Annotated in this window: 16 protein-coding genes and 4 pseudogenes; 8 read left to right on the top strand and 12 right to left on the bottom strand. The window is 68.5% G+C overall.

The window, feature by feature from the left end; all coding sequences use genetic code 11:
• Positions 1-119 precede the first annotated feature (119 nt).
• Positions 120-1,085, bottom strand: a complete 966-nt coding sequence (locus OH735_RS35160; RefSeq protein WP_406385671.1) for an NAD(P)H-dependent flavin oxidoreductase — start codon at positions 1,083-1,085, stop codon at positions 120-122.
• 503 nt (positions 1,086-1,588) lie between these two features.
• On the opposite strand from OH735_RS35160, the pseudogene OH735_RS35155 reads away from it, so the two are divergent.
• Together OH735_RS35155 and OH735_RS35150 are read left to right on the top strand one after the other, a co-directional pair.
• Positions 1,589-1,831: pseudogene (locus OH735_RS35155) on the top strand (transposase); the annotation flags it as partial.
• A 475-nt stretch (positions 1,832-2,306) separates the two neighbouring features.
• Positions 2,307-2,525: a hypothetical protein gene (locus OH735_RS35150; RefSeq protein WP_406386985.1), complete on the top strand. Its 219-nt coding sequence runs from the start codon at positions 2,307-2,309 to the stop codon at positions 2,523-2,525.
• 63 nt (positions 2,526-2,588) lie between these two features.
• Here OH735_RS35150 and OH735_RS35145 read toward each other — a convergent pair.
• Positions 2,589-2,741: pseudogene (locus OH735_RS35145) on the bottom strand (IS5/IS1182 family transposase); the annotation flags it as partial.
• Positions 2,742-2,927: 186 nt separating this feature from the next.
• The gene (locus OH735_RS35140; RefSeq protein ID WP_406385669.1) at positions 2,928-3,728 is read right to left on the bottom strand and encodes an SAM-dependent methyltransferase; all 801 of its coding nucleotides are present in this window, start codon (positions 3,726-3,728) and stop codon (positions 2,928-2,930) included.
• 913 nt (positions 3,729-4,641) lie between these two features.
• On the opposite strand from OH735_RS35140, the gene OH735_RS35135 reads away from it, so the two are divergent.
• The 3 genes and pseudogenes from OH735_RS35135 to OH735_RS35125 form a co-directional block, all read left to right on the top strand.
• Positions 4,642-5,904, top strand: a complete 1,263-nt coding sequence (locus tag OH735_RS35135; protein WP_406386870.1) for a DUF5933 domain-containing protein — start codon at positions 4,642-4,644, stop codon at positions 5,902-5,904.
• Between the two features lie 126 nt (positions 5,905-6,030).
• Positions 6,031-6,210, top strand: a pseudogene (locus tag OH735_RS35130) (transposase); the annotation flags it as partial.
• A 63-nt stretch (positions 6,211-6,273) separates the two neighbouring features.
• Positions 6,274-6,598, top strand: a pseudogene (locus OH735_RS35125) (transposase family protein); the annotation flags it as partial.
• Positions 6,599-6,619: 21 nt separating this feature from the next.
• On the opposite strand, the gene OH735_RS35120 reads toward OH735_RS35125, so the two are convergent.
• Together OH735_RS35120 and OH735_RS35115 are read right to left on the bottom strand one after the other, a co-directional pair.
• On the bottom strand, positions 6,620-6,856 hold the full coding sequence (locus OH735_RS35120) for a response regulator transcription factor (RefSeq protein WP_406385668.1): 237 nt from the start codon (positions 6,854-6,856) through the stop codon (positions 6,620-6,622).
• Between the two features lie 72 nt (positions 6,857-6,928).
• Positions 6,929-7,237, bottom strand: coding sequence for a hypothetical protein (locus tag OH735_RS35115; protein WP_406385667.1), 309 nt, complete (start codon positions 7,235-7,237; stop codon positions 6,929-6,931).
• Positions 7,238-7,928: 691 nt separating this feature from the next.
• Here OH735_RS35115 and OH735_RS35110 point away from each other — a divergent pair.
• The 3 genes from OH735_RS35110 to OH735_RS35100 all read left to right on the top strand — a co-directional run bounded on the left by OH735_RS35110 (position 7,929) and on the right by OH735_RS35100 (position 8,983).
• The gene (locus tag OH735_RS35110) at positions 7,929-8,123 is read left to right on the top strand and encodes a hypothetical protein (protein WP_406385665.1); all 195 of its coding nucleotides are present in this window, start codon (positions 7,929-7,931) and stop codon (positions 8,121-8,123) included.
• Positions 8,120-8,473, top strand: coding sequence for an ArsR/SmtB family transcription factor (locus OH735_RS35105; protein ID WP_406385664.1), 354 nt, complete (start codon positions 8,120-8,122; stop codon positions 8,471-8,473). Before OH735_RS35110 ends, OH735_RS35105 begins: the two co-directional genes overlap by 4 nt.
• A 333-nt stretch (positions 8,474-8,806) precedes the next feature.
• Positions 8,807-8,983: a DUF6126 family protein gene (locus OH735_RS35100; RefSeq protein WP_406385663.1), complete on the top strand. Its 177-nt coding sequence runs from the start codon at positions 8,807-8,809 to the stop codon at positions 8,981-8,983.
• 293 nt (positions 8,984-9,276) lie between these two features.
• Here OH735_RS35100 and OH735_RS35095 read toward each other — a convergent pair whose 3' ends face one another.
• The 7 genes from OH735_RS35095 to OH735_RS35065 form a co-directional block, all read right to left on the bottom strand.
• Positions 9,277-9,498, bottom strand: coding sequence for an alkylphosphonate utilization protein (locus OH735_RS35095; protein WP_406385662.1), 222 nt, complete (start codon positions 9,496-9,498; stop codon positions 9,277-9,279).
• A 40-nt stretch (positions 9,499-9,538) separates the two neighbouring features.
• Positions 9,539-9,946, bottom strand: coding sequence for an anti-sigma factor antagonist (locus OH735_RS35090; protein ID WP_406385661.1), 408 nt, complete (start codon positions 9,944-9,946; stop codon positions 9,539-9,541).
• An 18-nt stretch (positions 9,947-9,964) separates the two neighbouring features.
• Positions 9,965-10,396 (bottom strand): ATP-binding protein, encoded by a 432-nt coding sequence (locus OH735_RS35085; protein ID WP_406385660.1) that lies wholly within the window; start codon positions 10,394-10,396, stop codon positions 9,965-9,967.
• Positions 10,393-10,806, bottom strand: coding sequence for a pyridoxamine 5'-phosphate oxidase family protein (locus OH735_RS35080; protein ID WP_406385659.1), 414 nt, complete (start codon positions 10,804-10,806; stop codon positions 10,393-10,395). Before OH735_RS35080 ends, OH735_RS35085 begins: the two co-directional genes overlap by 4 nt.
• Positions 10,803-12,530, bottom strand: a complete 1,728-nt coding sequence (locus OH735_RS35075) for a SulP family inorganic anion transporter (protein WP_406385658.1) — start codon at positions 12,528-12,530, stop codon at positions 10,803-10,805. The genes OH735_RS35080 and OH735_RS35075 overlap by 4 nt, the downstream gene beginning before the upstream one ends.
• A complete protein-coding gene (locus tag OH735_RS35070) occupies positions 12,527-12,868 on the bottom strand; it encodes an ArsR/SmtB family transcription factor (RefSeq protein WP_406386869.1) in 342 nt (113 codons plus the stop codon). Before OH735_RS35070 ends, OH735_RS35075 begins: the two co-directional genes overlap by 4 nt.
• 431 nt (positions 12,869-13,299) lie before the next feature.
• Entirely contained in the window at positions 13,300-14,034 is a 735-nt protein-coding gene (locus OH735_RS35065; protein ID WP_406385657.1) for a carbonic anhydrase, read from the bottom strand.
• Positions 14,035-14,206 lie beyond the last annotated feature (172 nt).

Genomic DNA, 14,206 nt, shown 5'->3' with positions numbered 1-14,206 from the left:
TCATCTGGTGGTCGTCAACAGCGAGCGGAGGAAGGCAAAGCAGTTCCGGCACGCAGCTCGGGCCATCGACCGCGAGGGGTCGGCGGTCCGGCCGTGATCGCCGTTCTCTGCGATCACGGTCAGCGTCTGCCGACTCGGGCCAGCGCATCCTCGGCCCGAGCGGCCAGGGTGCCGACGAGATCGGCTGCGGACGGCAGGTCGTTGATCAGGTCGATGGCCTCGCCGGCCCACTGCGGCAGTGCGGGGATCCTGCCTTGTGCTACGGCGTCCTGGTACTCCTGCTGGGCATGAGGGGCAGCCGCGAGTTCGTCCTCCCGGCCCCGCCATCCGTCGAGGAAAGCGTGGCCAAGGGTGCGCGCGGTGTACTTCGCCGGCCACTTCGAGCCGCGGGCGATGTCCAGCACCCTGTTACGCTCGGTGTCCTCCCCGCTTCCTTCAACGATTGCCTTCGCGGTCGCGGGGGCGACCAGGGCCTCGGTCGTGGCTTGGAAGCGGGTGCCGAGCAGTGCTCCGGCAGCCCCCAGCGCCAGGGCCGCCGCCACGCCACGGCCGTCTGCGATCCCGCCGGCCGCCAACACCGGTACCGGCGCCGCCAGGTCCACTACGACGGGCACGAACGGCAGCGTGGACCGCCCGTGCCGGGCTCCATGCCCGCCCCCTTCGGTGCCCTGCGCCACGATCACGTCGGCGCCCAGATCCATCGCCCGCCGGGCCTCCTCCAGGTCGGTGACCTGGAGGATCAGTGCCGTGCCCGTGCTGCGGATGCGCTCCACGAACGGACTGGGATCGCCGAAGGACAGCATCACCGCCGTCGGCCTGTGCTCCAGTGCCCGCGCGATCGCGCCGTCGTCAATCGCCCACGTCTGAAAGCCGATGCCCCAAGGTTTTCCGGCGCCCTCGTCGGCCAGGACGGGCAGTTCGCGGGCCAGCCAGTCCTGGTCCCCGTTCCCGCTGCCCAGTAGTCCGAGGCCGCCGCCGCGCGAGACCGCCGCCGCCAGGGCGCCACCGGCCGACCCGCCCATCGGGGCCAGGGCAATCGGATGCTCCACATCGAACATTTCCGTGAACGCCGTCAACAATCCCATAACCGCAATCCTCACCCACCCGTGATGCCGGTCGCAGCGAAATCAACAGACCGTCGGGGTGACAACAGCTCGATATCTGAAAAGCGGACACCTGAACAACCAGGCTCGCTAGAAGCTCTGCTGCGGATCACTCACCGTGGCTTTGCGCCCAGGTACTTCCCCAGTCGCCAACCGGGGTATCACCGTCACCTACGGCACGGTCGCCGTCTGGCGCGTGTTCCTCGCGCTGGTCCTCCTGCCCTGCCTCGTCTGGTCGAGCAGGCAGGTCCATGGCTTCCTCACCTGGTGGGGCGAGCCCACCGACCTGCCGTCGCGCTCGCGGCCGGCAACAGCGCCGCGAACGCCACGAGGAGAGTCGAAGCGGTGCTGCACGAGGCGGGTTACGAGGGCTACTTGAGATCCAAGCGGAAGGCGCGAGAGCCGGGCTGGTGATCTGTCGCCTCAGACGGTCCGCGCCTCGGAGACGGTGGAGGTCACCGCACAGGCGGCGGAGGCCGTCGTCCCTGCGACGCCTACGACCGGCTGACCGAGATCCCCGTCGTCGTCCAGCACGCCCACGGTGTGGGCCGGTTCCGCAGCAGCCGCCTTGTGGCCGTCAGGGCGCCTACGCGATGGGAGAGATCGTGAATGCGATCCTCTACCAGGGCCGGGCCGGCTGCCAGTGGGCCTACCTGCCACGGAAGAGCGCTACGTACTACTACCGCTACTACGCCGCGTGGCGCGACGACGGGACCGACCAAGTCATCGGTCCCGATATCAGGCACGCACACTTGAACCATTATTGAACGCGTTCAATGATGCGCGTAGAGTGACGGCGAAGTGCCCGCGAGGGTGAGTAGAAGGTATTGCGTGGGCAGGGACGGGTCGGGGGTTGAGATGGCGCAACCGTTGGGCAGGCGTGCGGCCAACCGGTCGGGGTCAGCACCGTCATCGGTATCGATGGCTGTGCTGTGTGTGGTCATTGCCGCGTTGGCGCCGGCGTGGACCGGACGGTTCGGCAGTCTCCCGACGGCAGTTATGCTGTTCCCCCTCACGCTAGCGGTCGGGCTGCCAGTACTGTTGGGCGCGAGCGCGCTGCTGACCGCCGCATACATCCTGCCGACTGTGGCCCTGGGCCATTGGTTCGGGCGGCTCACAGGCCATGGGAGACGGTGGCGGTGGGTGGCGGCTAGCACAGCACTGGGGCTGCTTCCCGCAGCCGGTCTGCCCACGATGGTCCGAATGCTGCAGAGCGGGTTCCACGACTGGCAACAACTCGCCAGGGACGGGCTGCTGTTCGCGGGTGCGCTTTGGGCCGCTTCGGCCCCGGCCTCCTTCGCCGTACACGTGACCGTGCTGCGTGAAGACGCAGGACGGCCGGTCCGGCCAGTTGGCCACATCCTCCTCTGGGGGACCCTCGCGTTGTCCATCGAACTCACCGCATGGTTGGCATGCCTCTGACCCGTCACCGAAACCACGCCCGGGCCGCGTTCCGACCGGGAGCAAGGAATAGTCCGCCGGCGGGCTCGAATACGCCTTGTCGGCGCTCGGGCGGTCGGGACGGGTTCGCGGGCGTCCGCCGGTCAGCCAGGGCACACGCAACCGTTCCAGAACGGGAATCACCTGTGGAACCGCCACTTCCTGGCCCGGTGTGATCAACAGCGCCAGCGGGCGCCGGCAGTCAGGTGCCCACGCAGGTGCCATGCTGTCGTGTGGACCGCGGAGTGATCAGTTGGCAGGCCGCGTACGGCTGTCCCGTCAGCGCTGTCGCATCGAGACGGAGCCCTGCCGCAAGCGAGCTTCGAACGTCATGCCGATCGCCCCAGTCGCTGCCGGTGGGGCGTAGGGCGGGGAAGTCGCCGGTCAAGCCTTGCGGGCGACGGCGCACCACATGGGCAAGGTGTCGTCCGGGGTGTCGGACGGTCCGGGACGCCAGCGGGTCAAGGTGACAACGCCCGGTTCCAGCATCTCCAGGCCATCGCAGAATCGTTGCACCTCTTCGTGGGTACGGGGGGTGGCGGAGGCGTGGCTGGCGGCGCGCTCGTTGTAGATCCGCATGGATTCGGCGACCTCGGAGGCTGTGACGTCGACGGCCGGATGGGACAGGACGAGGTGACTGCCCGGGGCAAGGCGGTCCAACAGCCGACGGGTGACGTCCCACGGGTCCTCGGCGTCCTTGATGTACTGCAGGATCGCCACCAGCATGAGGCCGACCGGCTGGTCCAGATCGAGAGTGCGGGAGGCCGCGTCGAGAATCGTGTCCACGTCCCGCGCATCGGCCTGCACATAGTCGGTCTGCCCCTCGGGGTCGCTGACCAGCAGCGCCCGCGCGTGGGAAAGGACGATCGGATCGTTGTCCACGTAGACGACACGCGATTCGGGAGCGGCTCGCTGAGCCACCTCGTGGGTGTTCTCCGCGGCGGGAATGCCCGTACCGATGTCGAGGAACTGACGTACCCCGGCCGCCGCGAGGTGACGTACGGCGCGGCCGAGGAAGGCCCGGTTGGCCCGGACCGACGGCACGATCGTCGGGTTTGCCCGGGCAGCGAGTTCGGCTGCCTCCTGATCCACCGGATAGTGATCCTTGCCGCCCAGCCAGACGTTGTAGACACGGGCAGGGTGCGCGTTCGTGGGATGCGGTGCGGACAGTGCGTAATCGTTCATCGTTCGTCACCTCGTGCGGCCGAAACGGCCAGGTCGGGCTCGGGTCCGGCCACGGTACCCCTGTGATCCGCTTCTCACCGCCGATCGGCGGAAAACTGCTCGGTGGGCGTTCTGCACCGGCACGTTCCACGGCGGACGGGGCGGTGCGGTACGGGCGACAGGCGACGGCAACACGACGGGTTCAGAGCGCCCCGCGATCGCAGAGCGGATGGTCGAGTAGGTGAGGTGGGCTGACGCATGGCCTTCGTGGATGCAGAGGAACTTGGGGAGTTCGCCGTGCTCCGCGCGAGAGAGTCGGATGCGGACGCACTGGTCCAGTGCCCGTGCGTGAGCGTCACTTCGGGATGGTGATGCCGCAACTGTCGCTGTCACGGCAACAACTGCCCGCACGAAATCCGTTTTTCCCCTCGCCCCTTCCCCCTTGGTGCTTTTCGCGTCCAGCCCCCGACAGTCCCTTCAAGCGCGGCAGCCACGCATGCTCCCGTCGGCCAGGACGTAGCAACAACAGTGCCAACGCGGCGGAAAAGCACGCCTGGCCGGGGCAATCACCATGCTTCAGCGCCACTGGGTAACCCGTTTCGCCCTCGATGCCCGCCGGGCGTCGAGGGATTCGCGGTCACTCCCGCGCTGAACCATCGAGCCGGGATCGACTGGTCTTCGCACCACCCGTAACCAGCGAACCCTTCCGCACCAATCCGATAACATGATCGAATTCATGGCGATCGCCCTCATCGCCAGCCCTTCATCGGAAAGCCACGCCATCCGGCACGAAGAGGGACCAACTCAACCAACATCTAACAAATCGGCCAGACAATTGATATCTATAGCATCGCGGGTGTTTTCGCGAATAAAATGCAGAACTACGTTCGCCGCGTGGCGTCAACCACGGGCGACGCTGTGGATCACAACGGCGGTGGCGACCTTCGGATTCCTCATCGCGCTGGAGATCGCCGCGCGTCACTACGGCCTGCCGGGGCCGATCATCACCCAGGCGCAAGAGGTGGTAATCGCCCCCAAATCGGGTTTCCTGTTGTATGCCAGTATGGCGTTGATGATGGTGGTGCTCACCTGGCGGCAACGGTTCATCGCGGCCGGTGTCGCGATCGGCATCGACATCACCTTCTGGCTGGTGCGGTGGGCGGCCGACGCCAAGGTGACCGAAGGTCACCCCTTCGGCAACGGCGCGTTGTGGGTGATTCTGGGCTATGCGGTCATCGCTGTAACGCGCCGCAAAGGCCGGGAACGTGTCCTGCTGCTCAAGGGCGTCGGGCTGGGCCTGCTGCTGGTGGCCGGCCGCAAGACCGGCGATACCTGGCTACTCATCACATCGAAGACCCGCCCGGCGGTGCTCGACCAATACGTGGCAACCGCCGATCACGCGCTGGGCAACCCGTCGTGGCTGGTAGGTCGGATCGTCACGGCCACCGGCCCGATCGGCGCCCGTTTTCTCGACTACGTCTACACTCAGCTTGCGGTGGCCGCGGTCATCGCCGCGCTGTACCAGCTGCGCCACGTGGCGGTCGAGCGCCGCTTCCCGGGCCATCATCTGGTGCGCACCTTCCTGGTCATCGGCCTCCTCGGGCCCGGCATCTACATGATCTTCCCGGTGGTCGGGCCGATCTTCGCCTACGGCGCCGACGGCGGACACTGGGCGGTGGCGAACCTGTGGCCGGACACCCCACCACCGATCGACACCCCGCACCACATGCCGTTCGACGAGATCACCCCACGCAACTGCATGCCCAGCCTGCACACAGCGTGGGCTACCGCGATCTTCATTCATTCCCGCAAGGGCCCACGGATTCTGCAATTCGCAGGCGCTTTCTGGCTGATTGCCACGCTCGGCGCAACGCTGGGATTCGGCTACCACTACGGCGCGGATATCATTGCCGGCGTGGTGTTCACGCTCACGATCGAGGCAGCGCTGCGCTCGCTCGAACGTGGTTGGGACCGGTCAGGAATCCAGCTGGTCGCCTACGGTGCAACGGTCTTCGCTGCGCTCTTGGTGTCATATCGCTATCTGCCGATGGAGATGGCCAAATATCCGTGGGTGTTTGGACCACTTCTCGTTCTGGCGATGTCCTCGGTGATCTACGGCTACGTACGGACCACCAGGCTGTGGGAGCCGAAGGCCGCACCAGCGCGGCAACCGGAACCGCAACCCGAAATGGTTTGAGTCATGTTCCTTGAGAGGCCTCAACTGGCTTGATCAGTAGGCTGTCTGACGTGATGGCGTGAGTGGGAGGTCTGGTTCCGGACGGGTTGCGGGAGTTGTTCCAGCGGGTGGTTCCGGCTGCTCCGGGTGCGTCCGCAGGGCGGGGGCCGACGGCGGTACGGTGATCGCGAAGTGCTGGCGGCGACCGTGTCGGTGGCGACGACGGGCTGTGCATGGCGGCAACTGCCGCCGGTCTTCGGCCCGTCCGTCCGTCCGGGCCGACCGGCGCCGACCGCGCACCGACGTTTCACGGAGTTGAGCCGGGCCCGCATGCGGGGCAAGCTCCATCGTTTGATCCTGAACGAGCTCGGCGCGGGATCTCCGCCGCAAATACCCACGGCAGCCGGGGAATCGAACCCCTCGTGCGTGGCATTCTCGTTCCTGGCCGGTCTGCTACGCGGCCGGCGCAAGGAGCGCGGGACCCGCTGGCGGCGGCTGACCGCGGGGCGCCAGGCCTTGCCGGCCCTGGCCCCACCTGCGCTCCGGCGACACCTGTGCCCGGCTCGCGGCCGGGTTCGACGTCGGTACCACCACCGCCTACCGGTACGTCACGGAGGCCGTCGAGCTGCTGGCCGCGTTCGCGCCGATCCTGGACGATGCCGCCCGGGACGCGGCCACCAAGGCATACGTAATCGTCGACGGCACTCTGCTGCCCGGGCCCGACCAGGGCCGTGGTTCAGAGCCAGCCGCGGCGGCTGGCCTGGACACCGAGCTGGAACCGGGTCCGGGCGCCCAGCATCTCCTGCAGGCGGACGATGCGTCGGGCGACGGTCCGCTCACTCACCCCGAGCTCACGGGCGATCGACTCGTCGGTCAGCCCGGCGCTGAGGTAGCTCAGGAGCTGCCGGCTCTCGTTCGTCGGACTGGCCCCGCTCTGGACTCCCTCCCCGGCCGGCGGGAGCGGAACGGCCATCCGCCAGTACGACTCGAAGACGCCGATCAGCCCGTCCAGCAGACCCGACGGCTGGACGACGACGCTGTGGTGTCACATACGGTCCGGCGCCGTGACACCCACCACGGCAAAGCGATCGTCGCAGACCAGGACGTTCAGCGCGACATCCGGGAAGACCCGCGCCTGCTCCCCGTGGTCGACACACGTGTGCGCCACCGCCAGTGCCTTGGGGTCCTGCAGGATGTTGGCGCCGTACACCACCCGGTAGGCGATCCCGCGGTCCAGCGCGTCCAGCACGCCGAGGCTGACCTCCGGCACACGATCGCCCCCGCCCGCCGGCCCTATCGACAGCCCACGCACCTCCGCCACGGCCTCGTCGTGGACCCGACGCTGGACCGCCATGTGCCCGTGGGAGGAGTCGACGACCTCGACATAGCTCGATCCCGAGGTGTGGTCGAGCCAGAACCGTGACAGGACCGTCGCACTCTCGTAGGCGATCCGGGCTTCGCGCGCGTCGCTCGGCGACGGCCTCCAGCATGGCGCGAGGCGGTTGGGCGGTCAGCCTGCCGTCCGTGCCCGACACCAGAGCGATGTCGCTGAGCTCGGTGACCGCGTGCTGGAGGCCTTCGAGAGGCGACCCGACCAGCGCCGACCGGCCGGCGAGCTCGGCCAAGGTCTGCGGACCCTGTTCCACGAGCGCGAGATAGGCAGCCTCCGAAGAGCCCAAGAGCCTGCAGTGGGCGCAGTTCGCGCACTTTCCCCCAACCCGGCGGCGCTGCACGGCACCGCCCACTGACTCCATTTCTACGGTGCCTGTCCGTCTGCTGAAGATCACCACCGTAGCATCGGCGTGAGAAGTGGACGGCGTTCGAGCGCCGGTCGACGCCGACCAGCGGGCCCCGCATCAGGGACACTCGGCCTCACCCGTACGGCCACTGCGGGCGATCCGGTAGGCCGGCCCACAACGGGTGTGCCGCCATCGGCCCAGAGTGCGCGATACGGGTCATCGGTGTGTGTGGTGTGCCGCGCCATCCCGCTCTAAAATTGAAGAGTTCTGCAATTTGTTAGTTGTCGATTCAGTCAAGGGGTACGGGTGGAGAGTGTGGTGGTGGGTGTGTTCGCTGACGAGGTACGGGAGAGGGTCCGTCGGGCGCGGGCCCAGCTTGCGGCCGCTTTGGATGCTGAGGATGCCTATGGGGCGGCCCTGGCCGAGGACGAGGTGGAGGACGCGCTGCGGATGGCACGCGAGCACGGCATCTGCACGGATGACGGGGTGGCCGGGGCGTGAGCGCGGTTCAGGTACCTCTGTACCAGGCGAAGGCGGAGTTCTTCCGGATGCTCGGCCACCCGGTCCGTATCCGGGTTTTGGAGTTGCTGCAGGACGGGCCGCTGCCGGTGCGGGACCTGCTGGCAGAGATCGGGATCGAACCGTCGAGCCTCTCGCAGCAGCTGGCCGTGTTGCGTCGTTCCGGGATCGTGACCGCGACCCGTGAGGGCGCCACCGTCGTCTATGAGCTGGCCGGCGGGGATGTGGCGGAGCTGATGCGGGCCGCGCGTCGGATCCTGACCGTGATGCTGGCAGGGCAGCAGGATCTGCTCGAACAGTTGCACAGCGCCGAATCGCGGACGGAATCGTGAACTTGGTTTGCGGACGGTTGCGGAACTCGCAGCCGCCTACGACGGTAACGTCAGCGTCGAGCCCGCTCCACGGGGACAGGGGAAGACGGTCCTGGACCGCTTCCAGCTCCACCACCCCGGTGCCGGGCATCGAGGCGGCGGCCGGAGTGCGTTTCGGGATGACCTGCCCGTATATGAGTGACGGACCAGTCACGCGCGCTGCGGATGCGGCTGAGGTCAGCACGCTCGCCGCCCGGAACGGGGTCGCTGCGCGCGTGCGTCCGCACCTGCACGCCGCTGCCCGGACGGCACGAGCACGCTACCGCGTATCGGACACAGAACGGGAGACGGGCCATGAGTGACGGCGCCCGAGACCAGAACCAGCCTGCCCCTGAGGGCGGCGGAGCCGGCAACGAGTCCTGGAAGGAGAAAGGCGTGGCCCTGCGTGCCTTCTTCTACATCTTCGGCACTCACCTGTTCGCGGGATTCGTCTGGCTGCTGTTCTACGTGGGCGAGCACGCCCACAAGTGACCACGGCCGGACTGGCCTGAAACGGCAAAACGCCACCACGGATGGACCCAGGAGTCCGCTGGGGCCGAACTGTCCGCTGAACGCCCACGCGGTCAAAGTCGCAGCGGCCGGCCGGGGTGGTGGGGGCCGCAGCCGCACCGTGCGGGCGGTGGACAATGCGCGCCGGGCGGACGAGCCTGGCCGCTGGACGCGGCTTTCGCGTTGCCACGCGCATCGAGGCGGCGGGAAACGCCGCACGCGCCGTCCCCGTTCTGAAGCGCGGGGCGCAGCGCGTGCGACGTGTGAGTCCTGGGTCAGGCCTTCTTCAGGAACTCGGTCTTCAGGACGAGGCCCTTGACCTTCTTGGTGTTGCACTCGATCTCGCCGGCCCGGCTGGTGAGGCGGATGTTCTTGACCAGGGTGCCGCGCTTGAGGGTCTCGGAGGTGCCCTTCACCTTCAGGTCCTTGATCAGGGTGACGGAGTCGCCGTCCTCCAGAACGGTTCCGTTGCTGTCCTTCACGATCACGTCGCTCATGGTTCTTCCTTGCTCGGGTCGTTGCTGTGCATTGCTCGTATCAGGCTTGGTCGGCGCCGGTGTGCGGGCCGGGCCACTCGTCGGTGCACCATTCCCGCTTGTCCCCGGCCGGGGCTTGGTGGGCGGCGAGGGCGGTGGGCAGGTCGCAGTGGACGGGGACCTGCGGGTGGGTGCCGTCGGGGACGAGGGAGCCGTCGGCGGGGATCGCGGCGAGTTCCAGGCGCCGCCCGTCGCCGTGGAGTTGGCGGGCGGCCTGGGCCACGGCGAGCCGGCCGCCGGTGGACCAGCCACGCAGCTCGGTCAGGTCGAGGATGACAGGTCCGGTGCCGCGTGCCCGGACCCAGCCGATGGCGCCGGTGAACCGGTGGACGGCGTCCGGACCGAGGTATCCAGCAAGGGAGAGGACGCCGAGGTTGGGGTGGGTGGCGTAGCGCCACTGGATGGTCATGGTCGCTGCCTCATTCTTCTACAGGGGGAGGGTGACCCAGATGCTCTTGCCCTGGCCGTCCGCGTCCCCGCGTACGACCGCGGTGCCCCCTAGCTGGAGGGTGAGCTCGGTAACGGTGGCCAGACCGGTATTTCCGGTGCCCGTGCTGGTGCCTGTGGTGTGAAGGGCGGGCTGGTAGGGGTGGCGGTCGTGGACGGCGAACACGAACGTGTCCGGCCCCCCTGCGAAGATGACCGTCACGTTCGGGGAGAGCGCGGCGGCGTGACGCACGCTGTTGGTCACCAGCTCTGCCAGGATCAGCAGCGCGGGATCCACGTTCGGATGGCGGCGGCTGATCCCCCACTCCGTCAGTATCTGCTCCGCCGTCTCACGTACGATCCGCACGGCCGAGCCCATTGTGGGCAGGGTCAGCACATGCCGGTACGGCAAGGTTTCGAGCTGCGTACTCACATGGTCTCCGGGGAGAGGAAGCGGAAGCCGTTGACTGCCTGCGGACGGATCCGTACGAGGGTGTCGTGGGGGCCGTGGGTCCAGCCCGGCAGCGTACGGCGGTAGTGGGCTGCCTCGTCCGTGTCGGTGACGACTTCGGCCGGTCCGGTCACGGTGACGGTCCAGCCGGTGCCGCCGGGCCCCTTGATCTCGTCCGCCTGGTAGGTCAGTGCGACCCGGTCGGCCAGGGCGGCCTCCTGGGTCGGGGTGCGGACGATCAGGTGTCCGTACTGCAGGACGTGCACGGCCGGGCGGACCACGGCGCTCCCGCGCTGGAAGTGGACCAGGCGTCCTTGGCCGGTGCTTTCCAGCAGCCACAGGGCCTCCGCGGCGGACACCTCGGCCATGCGACGGGTGGTGGGGGCAGTCATCGGGAAGCCTGTTCGGTGGCAGGGGTGATCCGGCTGGGGGCGGGCAGCAGTCCGGTCTTCTGCAGGTGGGCACGGGCCCCGGCGATGGCCTGCGGAGTGGAGGCGTACTCGCGCCCCTCCCGCTGCAACAGGCCCAAAGCGCCGACGGAATCGAGGGCCCGGCGCTGGCCGGGGCGGATGCCGGAGGTCATCACGGCGATGCCGCGCCGGTTCAGCTTCTCCACGGCGTCCTTCAGCACGAGGGCGCCGGTGGCGTCCATGGTCGTGATCCGCGACATCCGCAGAATCACCACGCGCACGTCGGCGACCTCGGAGAGTTCGAGGAGGAAGCGGTGGGCGCCGGCGAAGAACAGCGGACCGTCGATCCGGTACGCGACGATGTGCTCGGCCAGCAGCGCATGTTCCTCCTCGCTGTGCTCGCCGGGCAGATCGGGCCGGAAGTCCACCGGGTCGATCCGGGCCTGGCGGGCCACCGCCCGAAGCGCCAGCGCCCCGGCCACCACCAGGCCGATGACGACTGCGTAGATGAGGTCGAGTGCCAGGGTGGCAGCTGCGGTCAGGACGAGAACGAGCGCGTCGGAGCGGGTCGCGCGGGCCATTGCCCGCAGCGAGCCGACCTCGACCATGCGGATCGCGGTCGCGATCAGCACACCCGCCAGCGCGGCCAGCGGGATCCTGGAGACCAGCGGGGCTGCGGCGAAGACGATGACGGCGAGGACGGCGGCGTGGGTGAGCGCGGCCAGCCGGGAGCCCGCGCCGGTACGGACGTTTACCGCGGTACGGGCTATGGCGGCCGTCGCCGGGACACCGCCGAACAGAGGGGCGGCCAGATTCGCGATGCCCTGCCCGAACAGTTCCTTGTCCGGGTCGTGCTTCTGCCCGACCGTCATGCCGTCCGCGACGGTGGCCGACAGCAGCGACTCCAGCGCCGCGAGCGCGGCGACCGCGACCGCAGGGGTGATCAGCGAACCGAGCGACGACAGATCCAGGAAGCCGAGCGAAGGGGCAGGCAGCCCGGAGGGCAGATCCCCGATCGGGGTGGCCCCGTCGAGGCGGAAGAGCTGAGCGGCCACCGTGGCGGCGATCACCGCGACGATGGAGAACGGGATGGTCGGGCGCCAGCGTGCGCCCAGCAGCATCACGGCCGTGACACCGGCCGCAAGAGCGACGGCGGTCCAGTTCGGCGTCTTCGCGAACTCCTCGAACGCGCGCCAGGTCACCACCAGGACCTTGTCGCCCTCCGGCTTGGCCACGCCGAGCGCGCCCGGGACCTGCTGCAACCCGATGACGCAGGCGATGCCCAGAGTGAATCCCTCCACCACCGGGGCCGGGATATACCGCATGTACCGGCCGGCCTTGAACAGGGCGAGCACGACCAGCAGGACACCGGCCATCAGGCCGACCGTCAGCACTCCGCCGGGCCCGTACTGGGCGACGATCGGTACCAGCACCACCGTCATCGCCCCCGTGGGGCCGGAGACCTGGAGATTCGAGCCACCGAACAGCGCCGCCAAAGCGCCCGCCACCACAGCGGTCGCCAATCCGGCTTCTGCACCGAGCCCCGAGGAGACACCGAACCCGAGAGCGAGCGGCAGTGCCACGATGGCGACGGTTAGGCCGGCGAGCAGGTCGCGGCGCGGATTTCGGGCCATGACCGCGTAGTCGGCGCGGGCAGGCAACAGGGAGCGCACCCGCTCCCAGGACCGGGCCAGCAACGCACTCACTCTGCCGCTACCTCTGATTCCCGCAACTCGGCCAGGAGTTCGTTCTGTCCGCTCAGCATCTCCGTGAGGATCCTCCGCGCCGCCCGCATCAGGTCCGCGACGTCGCCGCCGGCCAGTTCGTACACCACCGTCGAGCCCTCCCGGGCAGCGGTCACGATTCCCGAGCGGCGCAACACCGCCAGCTGCTGCGACAGCGCAGACGGCTCCACATCGATCGCAGTCAGCAGGTCGCGTACCGGCATCGGTCCGCCCTGCAGCAGTTCCAGTACCCGTATGCGCACCGGGTGCCCAAGCATCCGGAAAAACTCGGCCTTGGCCTGATACAGCGGAACCGGCACGGTCTCGAACACTCCCATCACCCAGATACCTGGGACATCGCCGGCACTGTGCCTGCGGCTGCCTACCGGCATAGCCTCTACAGCATGTATTGAATTGCAAAATTATGCAATTCATTGATCCGGTGCTCGACCTTCGTCCCCGTCCGTGGACCATGGGCACGTTCTCCGGCTGTGTCGCGTCGGGCGCCGAACGGACCCGGACGTCGTTACGGTTTCCGCCGGTCAGCGACACGACGAGCGGGATGCCCCGGCCGTCGACGAGGACGTGGTGATTGCTGCCCGGCCGTGCGCGGTCGACCGGGCAGCGGCCCGCTTCTGGGCCCCGACGAGCGGCCCTGACATGCCGGCTTCAGTTGTTGCGCGGCCCTTCGGCGAGGTGGTGCCGCTCGTCCTCGCTGGGGCGGTAACGCGCGTGCGTATCTTTCGGCGGGTCAGGAAGGCGCGCCGGCCAGGACTTCCACCTTGCCTGTGTCGAGGTAGTAGTAGGCGCCGACCACGGCAAGGGCGCCCTTTCCCACGAGTGGGGCCAGGTCCTGGTTGGAGCGCAGGTCGGCGGCGGTCAGCTCGACCTGTGCGCGGGCCATGGTCTCGACCGGGTCGGCACCGCCTTCGCGGACTGCCTGCTCATACGCAGGCCGCAGGGCCTTGGCGATCGCCTCCAGGTTGCCGGGCAACGGCTTGCCGTCACGGATGGACTTGTACGCTGCCTCGACGGCGCCGCAGCGCTGATGCCCGAGGACCACGATGAGCGGAGTGCCACTCGTCATGGGCCCGTACTCCACGGACCCCGTGACCACCGGACCGACCGCCTCCCCGCCTGTACGCATCACGTAGAGGTCACCCAGTCCGGTGTCGAAGAGGAGTTCCGGCGGCACCCGGGAGTCGATGCACGAGAGGACCGCTCCAAAAGGTTGCTGCTTCTGAGCCACGAACTCGCGCCGGCTCGGATCGCGGTCGGGATGTCGAAGGTCTCCGCTCACCCAGCGCTTGTTGCCATCCATCAGTCTCGCGAGCGCCTCGGCGGGTGTGGCCGCCCGTGCTTCCGGCGAAGTGCTGGTCGCCATCGGGGTGGCGCTCGTCGATGAGCACCCCGCCAGTGCGGCCGAGGCGACCACGAGTCCGCCGACGAGCAGAGTTCTGCGATCCGGACGTCCCGCTCTGTCCATTTCGGTGGTTCCCCTCAGTCCGCTGAGATGCGTCCGTACGTCTTGGCCAAGGCGATTGTTCAGCGCGGTGCGGGATCGCGACCACAGGCGCAAGCGGGCGCGGGCCGCTTTGCCACCGACGGCCCACAGAACCGGCTCGGGCGGCGGCACGAGCAGCACCACAGCACTGACC

It is taken from the genome of Streptomyces sp. NBC_01618, from assembly GCF_045209435.1.
Classification (GTDB): Bacteria; Actinomycetota; Actinomycetes; order Streptomycetales; family Streptomycetaceae; genus Streptomyces.
This window is presented reverse-complemented; position numbering and strand designations above follow the sequence as displayed.

Coding starts and splice junctions, on each gene's coding strand:
- OH735_RS35095 (WP_406385662.1), bottom strand. CDS start 9,498: ATGAGCGACGTGATCGTGAAGGACAGCAACGGAACCGTTCTGGAGGAC.
- OH735_RS35090 (WP_406385661.1), bottom strand. CDS start 9,946: ATGACCATCCAGTGGCGCTACGCCACCCACCCCAACCTCGGCGTCCTC.
- OH735_RS35065 (WP_406385657.1), bottom strand. CDS start 14,034: ATGGACAGAGCGGGACGTCCGGATCGCAGAACTCTGCTCGTCGGCGGA.
- OH735_RS35150 (WP_406386985.1), top strand. CDS start 2,307: ATGCTGCAGAGCGGGTTCCACGACTGGCAACAACTCGCCAGGGACGGG.
- OH735_RS35140 (WP_406385669.1), bottom strand. CDS start 3,728: ATGAACGATTACGCACTGTCCGCACCGCATCCCACGAACGCGCACCCT.
- OH735_RS35160 (WP_406385671.1), bottom strand. CDS start 1,085: ATGGGATTGTTGACGGCGTTCACGGAAATGTTCGATGTGGAGCATCCG.
- OH735_RS35080 (WP_406385659.1), bottom strand. CDS start 10,806: ATGACTGCCCCCACCACCCGTCGCATGGCCGAGGTGTCCGCCGCGGAG.
- OH735_RS35100 (WP_406385663.1), top strand. CDS start 8,807: ATGAGTGACGGCGCCCGAGACCAGAACCAGCCTGCCCCTGAGGGCGGC.
- OH735_RS35120 (WP_406385668.1), bottom strand. CDS start 6,856: ATGGCCGTTCCGCTCCCGCCGGCCGGGGAGGGAGTCCAGAGCGGGGCC.
- OH735_RS35115 (WP_406385667.1), bottom strand. CDS start 7,237: ATGGCGGTCCAGCGTCGGGTCCACGACGAGGCCGTGGCGGAGGTGCGT.